This window comes from Paracoccus solventivorans (assembly GCF_900142875.1).
Classification (GTDB): domain Bacteria; phylum Pseudomonadota; class Alphaproteobacteria; order Rhodobacterales; family Rhodobacteraceae; genus Paracoccus; species Paracoccus solventivorans.
Window position 1 is genome coordinate 91,675 of sequence record NZ_FRCK01000005.1, and the last position, 16,392, is coordinate 108,066.

Here is a 16,392-nt window from a genome sequence, read left to right on the forward strand (position 1 = left end):
GGCGCTCAGACCGCGATCTTGCTGTCGTCGGTATCCGGGCCGAAGCTCGAGACGCCGGTGACGCCCTCGGTCCCGCGCTTGCGCTTCTTGCGCGGCAGCTCTTGCGGCTCGCCCGAGTGCTCGTCCATGAAATCAAGCACCAGCGGCCGGATGTTCAGCCGCCAGCTTTTCCCGGCGAAGATGCCGTAATGCCCGGCGCCCTCCTCGAGATGCTGGGCCTTTTTCGCCGCGGGCACGCCGCTGCACAGCGACAGGGCTGCCACGCATTGCCCGGGGGCCGAGATGTCGTCCTTGGCGCCCTCGACCGTCATCACTGCCACGTCGCGGATCTTGCCGATGTCGGCCTTGCGGCCATTCACGCGGAAGTCGTTGCGGGCGATCTCGAGCTTCTTGAAGATGCGCTCGACGGTCGAAAGGTAGAACTCGGCCGTCATGTCCATGACCGCCAGATATTCGTCATAGAACTTGTAGTGCTTGTCGTCGACCGAGCCCTCGCCCGCGGCCTCGGCCACGATCTTGTCCACGAAGGCGCGGCGGTGGGTGTCGGCGTTCATCGCGATGAACGAGGCCAGCTGCGCCAGCCCCGGATAGACCATGCGGCCGGCGCCGCGGTATTTGAAGCCGACTTGCTGGATGAACAGATGCTCGAGCTCGCCCATGGTGACGCGGTTGCCGAAATCGGTGACCTCGGTGGCGGCGGCGTCGGGGTCGATCGGGCCGCCGATCAGCGTCAGGGTGCGAGGCTGGGCCGCGGGGTCGGCCTCGGCCAGCAGGGCGGTGGCGGCCAGCGCCAGCGGCGCGGGCTGGCAGACCGCGATCACATGCAGGTCCGGCCCCAGGTGGCGCATGAAATCCACCAGATAGCTGGTGTAGTCCTCGACGTCGAACTTGCCGTCGCTGACCGGGATGTCGCGGGCATTGTGCCAGTCGGTGATCCACACGTCGCAATCGGGCAGCAGCGAGGTCACGGTCGAGCGCAGCAGCGTCGCGTAATGCCCCGACATCGGCGCGACCAGCAGCACGCGGCGCGCCATCGGCTCGCGCCGGGCGACGCGGAAATGCACCAGGTCGCCAAACGGGCGGCGCAGCGCCGGCTCGACATAGACCAGGTGGTCCTGGCCGCTGTCGCCGGGAATGGCGGGAATGTCCCAGTCCGGCTTGATGACCATGCGGGCAAAGCTGCGCTCGGTCACCCGGCCCCATGCGCTCATCAGCTTGAACAGCGGCGTCGGCATGAGGGCGAACATGGGATAGGATGCGATGGCGCGGGCCGAGGCCCCCATCCATTCGTTGGTGTTACGCATCGTTTCGATGGCGTCATAGGACACCATTCCGCGATAGCCACTGAAAACCATTACCGCACTCCTACAGAACCCTCCCCCAACGTGTAATGTCGGGTTTACGAGTTTCGTCAAGCAGGTGTTAATGAGAATCATTACTTAGGGGGAGGCGACGCCATGGCAAGGATTCGGCACGAGAAGGACCCGGCGACATCGCGTCAGACCGGCGAAATCCCGGCAGAACCGGGCGCAATCGTTGCAGATGCAGCAGCCTCCCCGCAGGCGGCGGCCGCGGGTGAGGGGGCGGAGACCGTGGCACGGCGGACACGGCGCCGGGCCGCGGGCAGCGACGCGGTGCCGCAGCAGGCAGGCGCGACCGACCCGGCTGCAGCCGGGAAAGCCGAGATAATTCAAAAAGGTGATTCGACGATGGAACAGGACGACAGCCCGGCGCCGCGCCGGGGCAGGGGCAGCGCCGGGGCAGGGCGGGGCCGCAGGGCAGCAGGGACGGCGGACGCGGGGACGGGGCAGGGCGAGGCCGCACCGCGCCCGAATCCCGCAACGGAGGGCGGCAGGGCGGCGGATGCGCCGGTGACCCGGAAACCGGCGGCGCGGAAGGCGAAAGCCGCCGGCGCAGCGTCGGCAGAGGCCCCGGCGAAGCCCCGCACGCGCAAGGCCGCAGCGGCGCAACCGGCGCAGCCGGAAGCCGCCGTGGCCGAGACCACGCCGAAGCCGCGGGCGTCTCGCAAGGCCGCGGCTTCGGCCGCAGCGCCACAACCCGAGCAGCCGCAAGCCGCCGCAGCGATGGCCGAGCCCACCGCGAAGCCCCGCACGCGCAAGGCCGCAGAGCCGCAACCCGAGCAGCCGCTCGTGCCGCAGCCTGCGCCGCAAGCTGCGGCCGCTGAGGCGCCTTCCGCCGCCGCCCCGCTCGACCCCGCCAACCCGCTGACCACCCCCGGGCTTTCCGACCGGCTGGCGGAAAACATCGCGCGGATCGAGACGCTGGGCCACCGGCTGATGCGCTCGCTCGCCACGCGGCCGGTCTATCCCCCCGGGGTCGAGGGGCCGGGCCCCGAGCTTTACGGCTCGGTCGCGCAGGCGTGGCTGAAGCTGGCCACCGAGCAGCCCGCGCGGCTGATCGAGCAGCAGGTCCGCTACTGGGGCGAGACGCTGCGTCACGTCGCCGAGGCGCAGGGGGCGTTCGCGCAGGGCTTCCAGCCCGGCAGCCCCGACGCCCCCGCCGACCGTCGCTTCAAGAACCCGCTGTGGCAGACGAACCCGTTCTACAATTTCGTCATGCGCCAGTATCAGATCAACGCCGAGGCGCTGCGCAAGGCCGCCGAGGATCTGGAGATCGAGGGCGAGACCGAGCGCCGCCGCGTCGACTGGTTCACCCGCCAGATGATCGACATGCTCGCCCCCACCAATTTCCTGGCCACCAACCCCGACGCGCTGCTCAAGGCGCTGGAGACCGAGGGCGAAAGCCTGGTGCAGGGGCTGGAGAACCTGGTGCGCGACGTGGAAACCAGCGGCGGCGAGCTGATCGTGACGCTGGCCGACCGCGAGGCGTTCAAGGTCGGCGCCAACATCGGCACCACCCCCGGCGAGGTGGTCCACCGTTCGCGGCTGTTCGAGCTGATCCAGTTCACCCCCAGCACCGCGCAGGTCCACCAGACGCCCCTGATCGTGTTCCCGCCGTGGATCAACAAATACTACATCCTCGACCTCAAGCCGCAGAACAGCCTGCTGCGCTGGCTGGTCGACCAAGGCTACACGCTGTTCGTGGTGTCGTGGAAGAACCCCGATTCCACCTATGCCGACGTGGCGATGGACGATTACGTCTCGGCCTATCTCGAGGCGATGGACGTGGTGCGCGAGCTGACCGGCGAGCGGCAGCTGAACGCGGTCGGCTATTGCATCGCCGGCACCACCCTGTCGGCGACGCTGGCGCTGCTGAAGCAGCGCGGCGACGACCGGGTGAAATCGGCGACCTTCCTGACCACGCTGACCGATTTTTCCGACCAGGGCGAGTTCACCACCTTCCTGCAGGACGATTTCGTCGGCGGCATCGAGGACGAGGTGGCCCGCACCGGCTATCTGTCGGCGCGGCTGATGCAGCGCACCTTCAGCTTCCTGCGCGCCAACGACCTGATCTGGGGCCCGGCGATCCGCAGCTACATGCTGGGGGAAACCCCGCCCGCCTTCGACCTGCTCTACTGGAACGGCGACGGCACCAACCTGCCCGGGCGCATGGTGACGCAATATCTGCGCCAGCTGTGCCAGGAAAATGCGCTGGTCGAGGACGGGTTCGAGATCCTCGGCCACCGGGTGCATCTGTCCGAGGTGACGCTGCCGCTGTGCGCCGTCGCCTGCGAGGGCGACCATATCGCGCCCTGGCTGCACAGCTGGAAGGGCGTGGCCCGGATGGGGTCGCGCGACAAGAGCTTCATCCTGTCGGAATCGGGCCATATCGCCGGGATCGTGAACCCGCCGGGGCGGATCAAATACGGGCATTACATCTCGGACGCCGGGTTCGAAGGCAGCCCGCAGGACTGGCGCGACGGCGCCACCTATCACGAGGGCAGCTGGTGGCATCACTGGGAGGAGTGGCTGGCCCGCCACTCGGGCCCGATGGTCCCGGCCCGGGCGCCGCGGGAATCGCTGGCCCCTGCGCCCGGCACCTATGTGCTGGAAATGGCCTGAGGGGGTCCGACGGTTCCCGGGGGCGCGGCGTGCAAGGTTGCGCCCCCTTTTTCGCAGCGTCGTCAAAGGGCTGCGGCATCGGCGGATTTTTGCTGCACCGCAGCAGGAAATTTTCACGCGAGGATTGCAATGCTGCGGTGCAGCATCTATTCTTATGGGCATCAACCCGCGCCGAATCCGCGCCACTGACCCGCAGGAGATACCCATGGCGAAGACCCCCGATTTCACCAAGCCGTTCCAGGACATGCTGGCCAACTTCCCCGTCGACACCTCGTCGCTGACCGAAGCCTTCCGCTCGCAGTCCGCGCTGAGCGAGCGGATGACCCGCGTCGCCCTGCAGGCCGCCGAGCGTTCGACCGAGATCTCGGCCGCCTGGGCCAAGGACACGCTGTCGCGCATGGGCGAGCTGACCACCTCGAAAGAGCAGCCCTCGGACTATGCCAAGGCGATGTCCGACTTTGCCTCGGCCGCGGCCGAGCTGGCCGCCGAGCACATGGCCGCCTATGCCGAAGTCGCCAAGAAAGTGCAGATGGACACCGTCGATCTGCTGCTGAACGCCAGCAAGGACGTTCAGGCCGACGCGCAGCGCATGGCGCAGGCCGCCAGCGACAACGTGCAGAAAGCCGCCCGCCAGGTGCAGGACGCCGCCGGCGCCGCCGCCAGCAAGGCCCCCAAGGTCTGAGCACCTGCCACGCCGGGGCCGCGCCACGCGGTCCCTGCCATCGGAACGCGCGCCCTTTGCTGGCGCGCGTTTTTTCTTTTGCAATCGCGGGGTCGGGGCCGCATCATTGCTGCAAATGCAACAGAGCGAAGCGACCATGTCCCCCGAACCCGCCACGGCCCCCGCATCCGCCCCGGCCGAGCCGCTGCTGATCAAGCGCTACGCCAGCCGCCGGCTCTACAATACCGAGACCAGCGACTACATCACCCTGGACGAGATCGCCCGGGTGATCCGCGAGGGCCGCGAGGTCCGCATCGTCGACCTGCGCTCGGGCGACGACCTGACCCGGCAATATCTGCTGCAGATCATCGCCGAGCACGAAAGCCGGGGCGAGAACGTGCTGCCGGTGGACCTGCTGACCGACCTGGTGCGCAGCTACACCGCGCAGGCGCAATCGGTGGTGCCGCAGTTCCTCGAGGCGAGTTTCGAGATGCTGCGCAACGGCCAGTCGCAGATGCTGGAACAGCTTTCCGCGTTGCAGCACCCGATGGCCTCGATGCCCGGGTTTTCGGAAATGCAGCGCCACCAGCAGATGTTCCTGCGCGCGATGATGGGCGGCTGGACCGGCAGCAGCGGCCCGGCCCCCGACGATTCCGACGATGCCGAACCCGCCGCCTCTGCCCCCCGCAAGCCCGCCGCCGAGCCCGCCGACCCCGCCCGCGCCCCCCGCAAGCCCCGCCCCGCCGCGCCCCCCCGGGACGCCGCCGCGCCGACCGCCTCCGAGGCCGAAGAGATCCGCCGCCAGCTCGCCGAACTTCAGGCGCGGATCTCGAAGCTCTGACTTGCAGCGGCCGCGCCCCCGCGCTACACGCCATCCCACGGAGCGGTGGCCGAGTGGTCGAAGGCGCACGCCTGGAAAGTGTGTAGGCGGGGAACCGTCTCGAGGGTTCGAATCCCTCTCGCTCCGCCACTTGCACATTGCAAACCCGAAAACAGGTCCCTTGCGGGGCCTTTTCTTTATGTGCCAAAAGGGTTTGCTGGAACCTTCCTTCCTTCGGAGACCGGCCGCCGGTGCGAAATCGGGCCTTGAAGGTCCGCCGTCTTTTCATCCCTTCGCTTTCGGCGAGGCGAGGTATGAGAAATCATGATTTTCAATGGGATGTCAGAACATGTTCTGTGCTCCGGCTTCGCCGGTTCCGGCATCGTTCCGCCCCGAATGGAGACGCGACAGGGTGAGGCGGTGCTTCCTGCCTGGGCTAAACCTTACCGGGGACGCGTCCCTTGAAGTCGCCGGAAAATCTTCGATGAATCAAAGGGATTGCGCCCTGCCTGCCGTCAATCAGCCTCGGCGTTCGCAATCAAGCCGGAGGGCAACTGAGAAAACCCTCACTAGATCACCCCCGCCAACCTCTTCAATCCAGACGAAAGTTCTGCTCGACCACCGCCTCCATCGAGACGTGGCTCGAGGTGTTGCTGATATGGGGCAGGACCGAGATCTTCTCGGCCAGGATGCGGCGGAAATCGGCCATGTCGCGTGAGCGGACCTTGATCAGATAGTCGCAGCCGCCGGCGATCATGTAGCATTCCTCGACCTCGGGGATCGCCCGGACGGCGGCGTTGAACTGTTGCAGCGCCTGTTCGCGGGTGTCGTGCATGCTGACCTCGACATAGGTCACGTGGGTCAGCCCCAGCTTCAGCGGCGACAGGATGGCGCGGTAGCCGGTGATCAGGCCGATCTCTTCCAGGTGCCGGATCCTTGCGGCGACCGGGGTCTTGGACAGCCCGACCTGCCGCGCCAGCTCGGCAACCGGGATTCGCGCGTTCCGGGTCAGGGCGGCAAGGATTTTGCGGTCCTGTGCATCCAGTGTCACGCTCATGCTGCCGAAGACCCCGATTTTGTTCGCTTGGACTGTCTGGACGGGCATCTTTGGGCGAAACGCCCAGGCCAAATCTGATAGACCCGTCCCATCGAATAAGGAGACCGGCATGAGCGCTGTCAACCCCGCGACCACCCTTGATGCGTTCACCACCCAGGCGAAATTTGCCGACGAGGCGGAATTGCTGGCCACGCTGGCCGCGCAGGCGCAGCTGGACCCCGGCCAGCGCCACGCCATCTCGGCCCGCGCCGCCGAGCTTGTCCGCCGCATCCGCGCCGAGGCACGGCCGACGATGATGGAGCATTTCCTGGCCGAATACGGGCTGTCCACCCGCGAAGGCGTGGCGCTGATGTGCCTGGCCGAGGCGATGCTGCGCGTACCCGACCGCCAGACCATCGACGCGCTGATCGAGGACAAGATCGCGCCCTCGGACTGGGGCCGGCATCTGGGCGAGGCGTCCTCGTCGCTGGTCAACGCCTCGACCTGGGCCCTAATGCTGACCGGCAAGGTGCTGGACGACGATCAGGCCGGGATTGCGGGGACGCTGCGCCGCGCCGTGCGCCGTCTGGGCGAGCCGGTGATCCGCACCGCCGTCAGCCGCGCCATGAAGGAGATGGGCCGGCAGTTCGTGCTGGGCCAGACCATCGAGGGCGCGCTGGAACGCGCGGCCAAGCGCGAGGCGCAGGGCTTCACCTACAGCTACGACATGCTGGGCGAGGCGGCGATGACCGGGGCCGACGCCGCCCGCTACGACCGCGCCTATTCCGATGCCATCGCCGCGATCGCGCAAGCCTGCACCCATGGCTCGGTCGAGGACAATCCCGGCATCTCGATCAAGCTCTCGGCGTTGCATCCGCGCTACGAGGTGGCGCAGGAATCCCGGGTGATGGCCGAGCTGGTGCCGGTGGTGCTGAAGCTGGCGCGGCAGGCCAAGGCCGCCGGCATGGGGATGAACATCGATGCCGAGGAACAGGACCGGCTGGTGATCTCGCTGAAGGTGATCGAGGCGGTGCTGTCCGACCCCTCGCTGGCCGGCTGGGACGGGTTCGGGGTGGTGGTTCAGGCTTACGGCAAGCGCGCGGGCCAGACCATCGACTGGCTGCACGCGCTGGCCGAGCGCGAGGACCGCCGCATCATGGTGCGACTGGTCAAGGGCGCCTATTGGGATACCGAGATCAAGCGCGCCCAGGTCGAGGGCTTCCCGGGCTTTCCGCTGTTCGCCACCAAGGTGGCGACCGATGTCAGCTATATCGCCAGCGCCCGCAAGCTGATCGGCTATGCCGACCGCATCTATCCGCAATTCGCCACCCACAACGCCCATACCGTCGCCGCGATCCTCGAAATGGCGGGCGGTATCCGCTATGAGTTCCAGCGCCTGCACGGCATGGGCGAGCGGCTGCACGACATCGTGCTGCGCGACCACAACTCCCGCTGCCGCATCTATGCGCCGGTCGGTGCGCATCGCGACCTGCTGGCCTATCTGGTGCGGCGGCTGCTGGAAAACGGGGCGAACAGCAGCTTCGTGAACCAGATCGTGGACGAAGCCATCACCCCCGATGAGGTCGCCCGCGACCCGTTCGAGGCGCTGGAGACCGCGCGGCCGCCGCGCGCGCTGCTGGCGCCCGCGGCGCTGTTCGGGGACACGCGCAGGAACTCGACCGGCTTCGACCTCAGCGATGAACAGACGCTGGAAAGGATCGATGCCGCCCGCGAGGGGACGATCCCGGATGCGATGCCGCTGACCGTCTCGGCGCCCACCGGCAAGATGCAGGATGTGTTCAACCCGGCCACCGGCGACAGCATCGCGCAGGTGCTGATGGTCGATGCCGAGACCACCGCCCGCGCCATCGACGACGCCCGCATCTGGGACGCGCCGCCGTCGGAACGGGCCGCGGTGCTGCGCCGCGCCGCCGATCTTTACGAGCAGCATTACGGCCCGATCTTCGGCATCCTCGCGCGAGAAGGGGGCAAGGCGCTGCCCGATGCGGTGGCGGAACTGCGCGAGGCGGTGGATTTCCTGCGCTATTACGCCGCCGAGGGCGAGGCCCGCGCCGAGGCCCCGCGCGGCATCATCGGCGCGATCAGCCCGTGGAACTTCCCGCTGGCGATCTTCACCGGCCAGATCGCGGCGGCGCTGATGGCGGGCAATGCCGTCATCGCCAAGCCGGCCGAGCATACGCCGGTCGTCGCCGCCTATGCCGTGGGGCTGCTGCACCAGGCCGGGGTGCCGAAAGCTGCTCTGCAGCTGCTGCCCGGGGCCGGCCGCGTGGTCGGCACGGCGCTGAGCTCGGACCCGCGGGTGGCGGGGCTGGTCTTTACCGGCTCGACCGCGACCGCACAGACCATCACGCAGACCATGGCCGGAAACCTTGCCCCCGGCACGCCGCTGATCGCGGAAACCGGCGGGCTCAATGCGATGATCGTCGACTCCACCGCCCTGCCGGAACAGGCGGTGCGCGACATCGTGAACTCGGCCTTCCGCTCGGCCGGGCAGCGCTGTTCGGCGCTGCGCTGCCTCTATGTGCAGGAGGACATTGCCCCGCATCTGATCGAGATGATCCGGGGCGCGATGGACGAGCTGCAGGTGGGCGACCCGTGGCACCTGTCCACCGACGTCGGCCCGGTGATCGACCCCGGCGCGCGCGACGAGATCGCCGATTATATCGCCGCCAATGCCAATCGCCTGCTGCACCGGCTGGCGGTGCCCGCGCAGGGCTGGTTCATCCCGCCGACGCTGCTGAAAGTGTCGGGCATCGGTGATCTGGAGCGTGAGATCTTCGGCCCGGTGCTGCATGTCGCCACCTTCCGGGGCGACCAGCTGGAGCAGGTGATCGCCGACATCAACGCCCGCGGCTTCGGCCTGACCTTCGGGCTGCACACCCGCATCGACAGCCGCGTGCAAGAGGTCTCGGACGCGATCCGCGTCGGCAATATCTACGTCAACCGCAACCAGATCGGCGCGGTGGTGGGCAGCCAGCCGTTCGGCGGCGAGGGACTGTCGGGCACCGGCCCCAAGGCCGGCGGGCCGCGCTATGTGCCGCGCTTCCTTGCGCCCACCATGCAATCGGTCCCGGCCGGACGCTGGCGGGGGCAGGCCGACGAGGCGCGGCTGCGTGCGGCGCTGGCCGCGGCCGCGCCGCGCAAGATCGACGAACGGCTGATGCCCGGCCCGACCGGAGAGCTGAACCGCCTGACCGCGCACAGCCGGCCGCCGCTGCTGTGCCTTGGTCCGGGAGCCGAGGCGGTGGCCGCGCAGGTGGCTGCGGTCGAGGCGCTTGGCGGGCAGGCCGTCGGCGCCGACGGCGACCTGCCGCCCGAGGCGCTGACCCGGCTGCCGCAGCTCTCTGCCGTGCTGTGGTGGGGCGACGAGGGGCAGGGCCGCGCCTATGCAAGGGCGCTGGCCGCGCGCGAGGGCGAGATCGTGCAGTTGGTGACCGCGGTGCCCGACCTCGCCCATGTCGCGCATGAGCGCCACCTGTGCGTGGACACCACCGCCGCCGGCGGCAACGCCGCGCTGCTGGCCGGCTGAACAGGCGCGGGGGCCGCAAATGGCCCCCGAATTGCCGCCCCTTATCTCGCGGATATGGGCACGCCGCAGCCCGTATCCCGCGCCATCCGATGCAACCGGATATCTTTCGATAGTCGATTTCATCGGGCTACGACATGAAGCTGGCCGAGCGCGGCGATCACCGCCTACGACTACTCGATTGGGTAACTGCCCGCATCGACTGGATCGACGGACAGTTGGGCTAGCTATGCGACCGAGCAGCTGATGCCCACCCGGCGCTTGAACGAACCATTCAAGCGGCGTTCAACAGCGCAACGTCAAAACCGTCGTGCTGCAAATATTGGTGACAGACTCTGCAAATTTCGATGGCACGCTACAGTGGCAAGCTACACTGAAATATCGGGGGCGAGCTGCAGCGAGCCACAACCGGCGCGTTACTACAGTCTAGATCACACCAACGGCCTCAGAGAGGACCGTCAGTCACATGAGCCACTTGCGGGATTTTTGGCTCCGGCGGTAGGGATCGAACCTACGACCAATTGATTAACAGTCAACTGCTCTACCGCTGAGCTACGCCGGAACACGAGGGGGCATTTAGCACCCGGATTCAGGGGCGTCCAGAGGGGGCGGGCAGATTTTTGCATCGGTTGGCGACAAGGTCATCCGCCCGCCCGCTGCCAGCGCAGATCGGCCCGCACCGGCCCGTTGCCGGCGACTGCGCCCAGGTCGGCCAGGGCCAGCAGATGCGCCAGCACGTTGCGCTCGGCCGCGGGCATCAGATGCGCGGGGATGGTGTAGATGCGGGCGGCCAGTTGGGCGGCGGTGCCGGGGCCGGCGTCCAGCGCGGCCAGGATCTGGGCCGAGCGCAGGCGGCGGTGGGCGGCCAGTTCCTCCAGCCGGGGCAGGGGGGCGGTGATCGGGTCGCCGTGTGCGGGGTAGAGCACCCGCGGCGCCAGCCGCGCCAGCAGGTCGAGCGAGCGGAAATAATCCACCAGATCGCCCTCGGGCGGGGAAATCAGCGAGGTGCTCCACCCCATCACCAGATCGCCGCAGAAGATCGCGTCGCCCAGGCGGAAGCTCAGATGCCCGCCCATGTGGCCCGGTGTATGCAGCGCCTGCAGCGTCCAGTCGGAGGAGCGCAGCTCTTCGCCGTGGCGCAGCTCGATGTCGGGGCGGAACCCGGCATCGACGCCCTCGCCCCCGGTCAGCCCGGTCTCGGCCAGCCGCGCCATGGTGGGCGAGCGCCCCGAATCGGCGGCGCCGAAGGCGAACACCGGCGCCCGCGTCGCCTGCGCCAGCCGCGCCACCCCGGCGCTGTGGTCCAGATGCGCGTGGGTGACCAGGATATGCGAGATCCGCCCCTCGGCCAGCTCGAGAATCGCGTCGATATGGGCGGGGTCGTCGGGGCCGGGGTCGATCACCGCGACCTCGCGTTCCCCGATCAGGAAGCTGTTGGTGCCGGGGCCGGTCATGGCCGAGGGATTCGGGGCCAGCACGACCCGCACTTTCGCTGCGTCACTCATCGCACTAGGCTGGACCGGCGCGCGAGCCGGTGCAAGCGGCAGCCGGGCAGGGGAGGGCGCATGGATTTCGGCTGGCTGAAGCGGTTCTTCCCTCGCGGGCTTTACGGGCGGGCGGCGCTGATCCTGTTCCTGCCGGTGGTCGCGGTCACGCTGGTGGTGACGGTGATGTTCCTGCAGCGCCATTTCGAAGGGGTGACGCGGCAGATGGTCGAATCGGCCGCGGCCGAGATCGCGCTGGTGGCGGAACGCGTGCAGGCCGCCCCCGACGACGCCGCGGCAAGCAGCGCCGGCGCCGCCATTGCCGCGCCGCTGGGGCTGACGCTGGAGCTGCCCCCGGCCGCGCCGGTGACCGAGGGGCGGCAGTCTTATGATTTCTCGGGGCGGGTAGTGATCTCGGAAATGCACCGGCAGCTGCCGCAGGTGGTTGCGGTCGACCTGTGGCAGGTGCGGCAGGTGCGGGTGCTGGTCGGCGGCGAACGCCCCTTCGTGCTGGAGTTGCCGCGGCGGCGGCTGACCGCCTCGAACCCGCATCAGCTGCTGGTGCTGATGCTGGGAACCTCGCTGCTGATGACGGCGATCGCGACGGTGTTCCTGCGCAACCAGCTGCGCCCGATCCGGCGGCTGGCGCTGGCGGCCGAGGCCTACGGGCGCGGCGAGGTCACCCCCTATCGCCCCGCCGGCGCCATCGAGGTGCGCAGCGCCGGCCGCGCCTTCGTCGAGATGCGCGCGCGGATCGAGCGGCAGAACGAACAGCGCAAGCTGATGCTGACCGGGATCAGCCACGACCTGCGCACGCCGCTGACCAGGCTGCGGCTGGGGCTGTCGATGCTGTCGCCCGACCTGCCCCCGGACCCCGACGAGATCGCGGCGATGGAACGCGACGTGGCCGAGATGGGGGCGATGATCGACGCGTTTCTGGACCACGCCCGCGCCGAGGCGCAGGACGGCGCCCCCGAAGCCGTCGAGGCACGCGAGTTCCTGGACGAGATCGTCGCCGATGCGCAGCGCGGCGGCCATCTCGTGCGGCTGGCCGATTTCCAGACCGGCGCCGGGGGCGGGCAGCTGGTGGTCCGCGTGCAGGCGTTGCGCCGCGCCATCGAGAACCTGATCGCCAATGCCGTGCGCCACGGCACAAAGGTCGAGATCGCCGCCCGGCTGACCCCGCGCAGCTTTGCGGTGACGGTCGAGGACGACGGCCCCGGCATCCCGCCCGAACGGCGCGAGGAGGCGCTGCGCCCCTTCGTGCGGCTCGATTCGGCGCGCAGCCGCAACCAGGGGCAGGGGGCGGGGCTGGGGCTGGCCATCGCCGCCGACATCGCCCGCGCCCATGGCGGCGAGCTGCGGCTGGGCGACAGCGCCCGGCTGGGCGGGCTCAAGGCGGAAATCGTGCTTCCGCGGTAATCCGGCTCGCTTCCTCTGCCCGCCCCCTTCTTCCGTGTGAATATCCCGGGGCTTGCGAGCGCCCGGAAAACAGTCCGGCGGACTGTTTTCAGCGAACAAGGCCGCGGCAGCGCCCCGGTCCGGCCTCGCCGCCCCCGCCGCCTTATCCCATTGCAGCCCCGCGCTCGCGTTCCTAGATTGTCCTCAAGCAGGACCGGCGCGCTGCCCGTTCCCTGGGGGCCCGCCGGTCCGGGCATGAAAGGACGATTATGAACGACACGACCCACACCACCTATCCGGTGCTGCCGCTTCGCGACATCGTGGTCTTCCCCCACATGATCGTGCCGCTTTTCGTCGGCCGCGAGAAATCCGTCCGCGCGCTTGAAGCGGTGATGGAGGCCGACCGGCCGATCCTGCTGGCCGCGCAGAAGGATGCGTCCATCGACGAGCCCGACACCGACGGCATCTTTGCCACCGGGGTGCTGGCCAATGTGCTGCAACTGCTCAAGCTGCCGGACGGCACCGTCAAGGTGCTGGTCGAGGGGCAGGCGCGCGTCCGCATCACCGGCTTTGTCGAGAATGCCGAATATTTCGAGGCCACGGCCGAGAAACTGGCCGAGACCGAGGGCGACGCCGACGCCATCACCGCGCTGGTGCGCACCGTCGCCGAAGAGTTCGAGCGCTACGTCAAGATCCGCAAGAACATCCCCGAGGAAGCGGTGACCTCGGTCGCCGGCACCCGCGACCCGCACCGGCTGGCCGACCTGGTGTCGGGCCATCTGGGCATCGACGTCGACCGCAAGCAGGAGCTGCTGGAGACGCTGGACGTCGCCGAGCGGCTGGAGAAGGTCTATGGCCTCATGCAGGGCGAGATGTCGGTCCTGCAGGTCGAGAAGAAGATCAAGTCGCGCGTCAAGTCGCAGATGGAGAAGACGCAGCGCGAATACTACCTGAACGAACAGATGAAGGCGATCCAGCGCGAGCTGGGCGACGACGACGAGGGCCAGAATGAGCTGGCCGAGCTGGAAGAGCGGATCGAAAAGACCAAGTTCAGCAAGGAGGCCCGCGAAAAGGCGCTGTCCGAGCTGAAGAAGCTCAAGTCGATGTCGCCGATGTCGGCCGAAGCCACGGTCAGCCGCAACTATCTGGACTGGCTGCTGTCGCTGCCCTGGGGCGTGAAATCGCGCACCAAGCGCGACCTGACCGCCGCCGAGAAGGTGCTGGACGCCGATCACTACGGTCTGGAGAAGGTCAAGGAACGCATCGTCGAATACCTGGCGGTGCAGACCCGCTCGGACAAGCTTAAGGGGCCGATCCTGTGCCTCGTCGGGCCTCCGGGCGTGGGCAAGACCTCGCTGGGGCGGTCGGTGGCGCGGGCCACCGGGCGCGAGTTCATCCGCATTTCGCTGGGCGGGGTGCGCGACGAATCCGAGATCCGCGGCCACCGCCGGACCTATATCGGTTCGATGCCCGGCAAGTTCATCCAGGCGCTGAAAAAGGCCAAGACCACCAACCCGCTGATCCTGCTCGATGAAATCGACAAGATGGGGCAGGATTTCCGCGGCGACCCGGCGTCGGCCATGCTTGAGGTGCTGGACCCGGAACAGAACTCGACCTTCGTGGACCACTATCTCGAGGTGGAATACGACCTGTCGAACGTGATGTTCCTGACCACGGCCAACAGCTACAACATGCCGGGCCCGCTCTTGGACCGGATGGAGATCATCAGCCTGGCCGGCTACACCGAGGATGAAAAGCGCGAGATCGCCCGCCAGCACCTGCTGCCCAAGCAGATCAAGGCGAACGGGCTGAAAAAGGGCGAGTTCAGCGTGACCGACGAGGCGCTGACCCACGTGATCCGCTATTACACGCGGGAAGCGGGGGTGCGGAACCTCGAGCGCGAGATCGCCAAGCTGGCGCGCAAGGCGGTGACCGAGATCCTCAAGGGCAAGGTCACCTCGGTCGAGGTCACCCCGGAAAAGGCCGAGGAATACCTGGGCGTGCGCCGCCACCGCTATGGCCTGGCCGAGAAAGAGGACCAGGTGGGCGTGGTCACCGGGCTGGCCTGGACCAGCGTCGGCGGCGACCTGCTGCAGATCGAGGCGCTGAAGCTGCCCGGCAAGGGCGTGATGAAGACGACCGGGAAACTGGGCGAGGTGATGAAGGAATCCATCGACGCCGCCTCCAGCTTTGTCCGCTCGGTGGCGCCGGAACTGGGCATCAGCCCGCCCGAGTTCGCCAAGCGCGACATCCACGTCCACGTCCCCGAGGGCGCGACCCCCAAGGACGGGCCGTCGGCGGGTCTGGCGATGGTGACCTCGGTCGTCAGCGTGATGACCGGGATCCCGGTGCGCAAGGACATCGCCATGACCGGCGAGGTCACGCTGCGCGGCAACGCGCTGGCCATCGGCGGGCTGAAGGAAAAACTGCTCGCGGCGCTGCGGGGCGGCATCAAGACCGTGCTGATCCCGCAGGAAAACGAGAAGGACCTGGCCGAGATCCCGGCCAACGTGAAAGAGGGGCTGACCATCATCCCCGTCTCGAACGTGCGCGAGGTGCTGCGCCACGCGCTGGTCCGGATGCCCGAGCCGATGGAATGGGACGAGGCCGCCTGGGAAGTGGCCGAGGCCAAGCGCCTGGCCGCGCTGCGGGCCGAGGCGGTGCCGGGGCCGTCCTCCTCGGGGCCGGTCGCGCACTGAAGCGGCCGGGAAAACCCGCCGCTACAGCGGGTTGACGATAATGTGATCGCGCGCCTGTCCGGGCGCGCGATCTGTTTTCCGCGGTATGGTTGTCAGCTTGTATGCTTGCGTCCAGGCGCGCAGAACCGTGCTATGCATGGGAAAAATGCCCTCTGCCCAACGGCAGGGTAATAAAATTCCATTGTTATCAAATGTCTGCCATAACTTTTCTGAGGACATAGAAGGGTTGCATACGGCGGTGGGACGGATAACCCTGCGCGGGCCTGAGCAGCCATAACAGGTTTCAACCATGTCCGATGACAAGAAGGTGGCGCGCTTTCCGCGACCGGCGCCCGCCCCCAGCGAAGACCCGATCCCGGCGCGGATCCTGCACAAGCGTGAGTTCCTGACCCGGGTAGCCCATCAGGTCAACGTCCCGCGCGCCCAGATCCGCGAGGTCGTCGAGGCCACGCTTGAGCAGCTGGGCAGTGCCATCGCCGAGGGCGAGACCCTGGCCCTGCCGCCCTTCGGCAAGGCGCGCGTCAGCCGCCAGCGCACCACCAAGGGCGGCGAGGTGCTGATCCTGCGCCTGCGTCGCAAGGGGGCGGTCGAGGCCCAACGCGACGCGGCGGAATGAAGCTTTCCGGCACCCCAACTTGGGGCTTGCCGTCGGCGAGAAGGGGCGCTATCACCCCCTCCACCGGGCGATTAGCTCAGCGGTAGAGCGCTTCGTTCACATCGAAGATGTCAGCGGTTCAAATCCGTTATCGCCCACCATTATT

The 16,392-nt window shown here is 68.1% G+C and carries 10 protein-coding genes and 3 tRNA genes; 9 read left to right on the top strand and 4 right to left on the bottom strand.

Features of this window, described 5'->3' with window-relative positions; all coding sequences use genetic code 11:
* Nucleotides 1-5: 5 nt before the first annotated feature.
* Entirely contained in the window at nucleotides 6-1,355 is a 1,350-nt protein-coding gene (gene phaZ / locus BUB57_RS09445) for a polyhydroxyalkanoate depolymerase (protein WP_073065853.1), read from the bottom strand.
* A gap of 729 nt (nucleotides 1,356-2,084) precedes the next feature.
* Between phaZ and phaC the strand changes: the two genes are divergently transcribed.
* From phaC to BUB57_RS09465, 4 genes are all read left to right on the top strand, one after another.
* Nucleotides 2,085-3,983 carry a class I poly(R)-hydroxyalkanoic acid synthase gene (gene phaC, locus BUB57_RS09450; protein ID WP_234952029.1) on the top strand — a complete coding sequence of 633 codons (1,899 nt, stop codon included), beginning with the start codon at nucleotides 2,085-2,087 and terminating at the stop codon, nucleotides 3,981-3,983.
* Nucleotides 3,984-4,188: 205 nt separating this feature from the next.
* On the top strand, nucleotides 4,189-4,665 hold the full coding sequence (locus BUB57_RS09455; RefSeq protein WP_073066180.1) for a Phasin: 477 nt from the start codon (nucleotides 4,189-4,191) through the stop codon (nucleotides 4,663-4,665).
* Nucleotides 4,666-4,801: 136 nt separating this feature from the next.
* The gene (gene phaR / locus BUB57_RS09460; protein ID WP_073066184.1) at nucleotides 4,802-5,485 is read left to right on the top strand and encodes a polyhydroxyalkanoate synthesis repressor PhaR; all 684 of its coding nucleotides are present in this window, start codon (nucleotides 4,802-4,804) and stop codon (nucleotides 5,483-5,485) included.
* 39 nt (nucleotides 5,486-5,524) lie between these two features.
* Nucleotides 5,525-5,614, top strand: a tRNA-Ser gene (locus BUB57_RS09465).
* A 442-nt stretch (nucleotides 5,615-6,056) separates the two neighbouring features.
* On the opposite strand, the gene BUB57_RS09470 is transcribed toward BUB57_RS09465, so the two are convergent.
* Nucleotides 6,057-6,521 carry an Lrp/AsnC family transcriptional regulator gene (locus BUB57_RS09470; protein WP_073066187.1) on the bottom strand — a complete coding sequence of 155 codons (465 nt, stop codon included), beginning with the start codon at nucleotides 6,519-6,521 and terminating at the stop codon, nucleotides 6,057-6,059.
* 109 nt (nucleotides 6,522-6,630) lie between these two features.
* On the opposite strand from BUB57_RS09470, the gene putA reads away from it, so the two are divergent.
* Entirely contained in the window at nucleotides 6,631-10,050 is a 3,420-nt protein-coding gene (putA, locus tag BUB57_RS09475) for a bifunctional proline dehydrogenase/L-glutamate gamma-semialdehyde dehydrogenase PutA (protein WP_073065857.1), read from the top strand.
* Between the two features lie 484 nt (nucleotides 10,051-10,534).
* Here putA and BUB57_RS09480 read toward each other — a convergent pair.
* Both BUB57_RS09480 and BUB57_RS09485 read right to left on the bottom strand, forming a co-directional pair.
* Nucleotides 10,535-10,609 (bottom strand) — tRNA-Asn (locus BUB57_RS09480).
* Between the two features lie 79 nt (nucleotides 10,610-10,688).
* Nucleotides 10,689-11,552, bottom strand: coding sequence for an MBL fold metallo-hydrolase (locus BUB57_RS09485; RefSeq protein ID WP_073065860.1), 864 nt, complete (start codon nucleotides 11,550-11,552; stop codon nucleotides 10,689-10,691).
* A 60-nt stretch (nucleotides 11,553-11,612) separates the two neighbouring features.
* On the opposite strand from BUB57_RS09485, the gene BUB57_RS09490 reads away from it, so the two are divergent.
* From BUB57_RS09490 to BUB57_RS09505, 4 genes are all read left to right on the top strand, one after another.
* A complete protein-coding gene (locus tag BUB57_RS09490) occupies nucleotides 11,613-12,953 on the top strand; it encodes an ATP-binding protein (RefSeq protein WP_073065863.1) in 1,341 nt (446 codons plus the stop codon).
* Nucleotides 12,954-13,201: 248 nt separating this feature from the next.
* Nucleotides 13,202-15,631, top strand: coding sequence for an endopeptidase La (gene lon / locus BUB57_RS09495; protein ID WP_073065868.1), 2,430 nt, complete (start codon nucleotides 13,202-13,204; stop codon nucleotides 15,629-15,631).
* A 289-nt stretch (nucleotides 15,632-15,920) separates the two neighbouring features.
* Complete coding sequence (locus BUB57_RS09500) at nucleotides 15,921-16,247, top strand: HU family DNA-binding protein (RefSeq protein WP_073065872.1); 327 nt, start codon at nucleotides 15,921-15,923, stop codon at nucleotides 16,245-16,247.
* Between the two features lie 65 nt (nucleotides 16,248-16,312).
* A tRNA-Val gene (locus BUB57_RS09505) sits at nucleotides 16,313-16,387 on the top strand.
* Nucleotides 16,388-16,392 lie beyond the last annotated feature (5 nt).

What these genes read in the sequence shown, in the direction of transcription:
- phaZ (WP_073065853.1), bottom strand. Translation starts at nt 1,355, where the DNA reads ATGGTTTTCAGTGGCTATCGCGGAATGGTGTCCTATGACGCCATCGAA.
- phaC (WP_234952029.1), top strand. Translation starts at nt 2,085, where the DNA reads ATGGCCGAGCCCACCGCGAAGCCCCGCACGCGCAAGGCCGCAGAGCCG.
- BUB57_RS09455 (WP_073066180.1), top strand. Translation starts at nt 4,189, where the DNA reads ATGGCGAAGACCCCCGATTTCACCAAGCCGTTCCAGGACATGCTGGCC.
- phaR (WP_073066184.1), top strand. Translation starts at nt 4,802, where the DNA reads ATGTCCCCCGAACCCGCCACGGCCCCCGCATCCGCCCCGGCCGAGCCG.
- BUB57_RS09470 (WP_073066187.1), bottom strand. Translation starts at nt 6,521, where the DNA reads ATGAGCGTGACACTGGATGCACAGGACCGCAAAATCCTTGCCGCCCTG.
- putA (WP_073065857.1), top strand. Translation starts at nt 6,631, where the DNA reads ATGAGCGCTGTCAACCCCGCGACCACCCTTGATGCGTTCACCACCCAG.
- BUB57_RS09485 (WP_073065860.1), bottom strand. Translation starts at nt 11,552, where the DNA reads ATGAGTGACGCAGCGAAAGTGCGGGTCGTGCTGGCCCCGAATCCCTCG.
- BUB57_RS09490 (WP_073065863.1), top strand. Translation starts at nt 11,613, where the DNA reads ATGGATTTCGGCTGGCTGAAGCGGTTCTTCCCTCGCGGGCTTTACGGG.
- lon (WP_073065868.1), top strand. Translation starts at nt 13,202, where the DNA reads ATGAACGACACGACCCACACCACCTATCCGGTGCTGCCGCTTCGCGAC.
- BUB57_RS09500 (WP_073065872.1), top strand. Translation starts at nt 15,921, where the DNA reads ATGTCCGATGACAAGAAGGTGGCGCGCTTTCCGCGACCGGCGCCCGCC.